The sequence below is a fragment of the Halosimplex salinum genome, assembly GCF_003730195.1.
GTDB lineage: Archaea > Halobacteriota > Halobacteria > Halobacteriales > Haloarculaceae > Halosimplex > Halosimplex salinum.
Genome location: NZ_QWGG01000023.1, coordinates 1 through 1,626, shown reverse-complemented (window position 1 = coordinate 1,626; position 1,626 = coordinate 1). Strand labels below are relative to the sequence as shown.

At 61.3% G+C, this 1,626-nt stretch carries 1 protein-coding gene; it reads left to right on the top strand.

Annotation, left to right across the window (positions count from 1 at the left end; genetic code table 11):
• Positions 1-160: 160 nt before the first annotated feature.
• Positions 161-1,618, top strand: a complete 1,458-nt coding sequence (tnpC, locus tag D1409_RS24150; protein WP_123539512.1) for an IS66 family transposase — start codon at positions 161-163, stop codon at positions 1,616-1,618.
• Positions 1,619-1,626: the final 8 nt, after the last annotated feature.

Genomic DNA, 1,626 nt, shown 5'->3' with positions numbered 1-1,626 from the left:
GTATGTGTTTAGCCCGGGCTGATTTCGTCACTGTCTCGTAGGAGGCGTTCAATGGGGGCCGTATGCACTGGCAGCAGAGTTCCGGTGCGGCTCTGAGGGATGGGCTCCATGGCGGAGCCCATCCCGGTAGCTCTGCTGTCCACGTTGGGTGGTGGGTTCTGTGAACGGGGACGATCTCACCAAAGACGAGCTGCTCTCTCGGTTTCTCCAACTTGAGCAACGAGTCGAAGAACTTGAGCACGAAAACAAGCGGAAAGACGAGAAAATCGACCAACTGCAAGAGCAACTTGACCAGAAGGACGAGCGGATAGAGGAGCTCGAAACACGCCTTCGAAAGTACGAGAATCCCCATACGCCGCCCAGCAAGCGACGGTCGGCGACCGACGAGTCGCCGACCGCGCAAGACGACGAGGACGATGATATCCGGACTGACGGGGGAACGCCTGGCCGAAAAGAAGGACACGATCCAGAGTGGCGGACAGTAGCTGATCCGGACGAGGTCGTCGAGGTCACCTGTGAGTGCTGTCCCGAGTGTGGCGAACACTTCGACGAGTCGGCGGGCGTCAGCCCCCGACTCGTCGAGGAGATCCCTGATCCACAGCCGCCCGAAATCACCCAGTACAACCGCCACCACTACGAGTGTGACTCCTGTGGAACACAGACCGTTGCCTCTCACCCCGACTGCCCCGGTGAGGGGCAGTTCGGGGTGAACGTCATCGCCCAAGCCGCTCTGTCCCGGTACGACCACCGCCTCACCTACCGGAAGATTGCCGACCGGTTCGAGCAGCTCCATGGCTTGGAACTCTCGGGTGCGTCCGCGTGGCACGCGACCGAGCGCGCGGCGCGCGCCGGTCGCTGTGAGTACGAGCAACTTCGCAGACAGATTCAGGAGGCTGAGATCGTCCACGTTGACGAAACCGGCATCAAGCGTGACGGCGAACAAGCGTGGCTCTGGACATTCAGGACGGACGAGCACACGCTGTACGCCGTCAGGGAGAGCCGTGGACATGATGTTCCCGCAGAAGTCCTCGGCGAGGACTTCGCGGGAGCGGTCATCTGCGACGGGTGGACGGCCTATCCGGCGTTCAGCAGCAACCTCCAGCGGTGTTGGGCGCATATTCTCCGCGAAGCTGAAGACGTAGCTGACGATTACGAGGACGCAGAGCCGATTTACCGGACGCTCAGGCAGATGTACGTCGGTCTCCAGTCTTGGCTGGAGACCGACCCGAGTACGCGTGAGCGAGCACAGATGCACCGATCGAGCCGGAACGGCCTCAGATCGCTCGTTGAGCGATCAGTGGCCGACGAACCAGTGGCAACACTGCTCGGGAAGATCGAAGGCGGGATCGATCACTGGCTCACCTTCGTCGGTGAGCCAGCGATCTCGCCAACGAACAACGCCGCCGAGAACGCGCTTCGTGAGCCAGTCGTTCTTCGGAAAATCATCGGCACGCTCCGCAACGACCGTGGGATGTTCGTTCACGAGACGTTGCTGTCCCTGCTGGCGACGTGGCGCCAGCAGGGACGGAATCCCTACGCGGAACTCAAGCGCGTCGTCGAAAACAACGAGATGGTCTCACAGACTCACGCTGTGCCTGCCGTCGAATCCTCGGGGTAAACACATAC